Genomic DNA, 508 nt, shown 5'->3' on the forward strand with positions numbered 1-508 from the left:
ATCGCTTCTACACCTTGTGTCTTAGCGGCTTCTACTTGTTCTTGAGCTGCTTGGGCTTCTTCTGGTGTTGCGGCTACATCTGGTTGAGCATCGATGGCCTTGTTCGCTTCAGCTGCTTTCGCTTGAGCTTCTTTCTTAGCTGCATCTTTTTCTTCAGCTGTTAGATCTTGACGGGCATCGATTTCTGCTTCTTTCTTAGCTAGTTCATCTGCCACTGCTTGTTTAGCAGCATCTTTGGCTACTGGAGTCACAGCACCAACTGCAGACTCACCGGCTTCTTTGGCTTTGGCTACTTCTGCATCACTTGTTGCGGCTGCTACTGCTGCCTTAGCCTTGTCTGCTTCTTCCTTAGCCTTGTCTTTAGCAGCTTTCTTCTCTGCATCTGTCAAGTCTGTACGCTCATCAATGGCTTGGTTCTTAGCAGCAAGAGCGTCATCAATGGCTTTGTCAGCGGCTGCTTTAGCAGTTGTTTCTGGATTCACAGCTTTAATCGCTTCTACACCTTGTG

The 508-nt window shown here is 48.0% G+C and carries 1 protein-coding gene; it reads right to left on the bottom strand.

Features of this window, described 5'->3' with window-relative positions; all coding sequences use genetic code 11:
• The coding region (locus tag HT719_RS10740; RefSeq protein WP_172929188.1) for a DUF1542 domain-containing protein at positions 1 to 482 on the bottom strand (482 nt) is incomplete at its 3' end.
• Positions 483 to 508: the final 26 nt, after the last annotated feature.

It is taken from the genome of Streptococcus sp. k-378 (assembly GCF_013277505.1).
Taxonomy (GTDB): domain Bacteria; phylum Bacillota; class Bacilli; order Lactobacillales; family Streptococcaceae; genus Streptococcus; species Streptococcus pseudopneumoniae.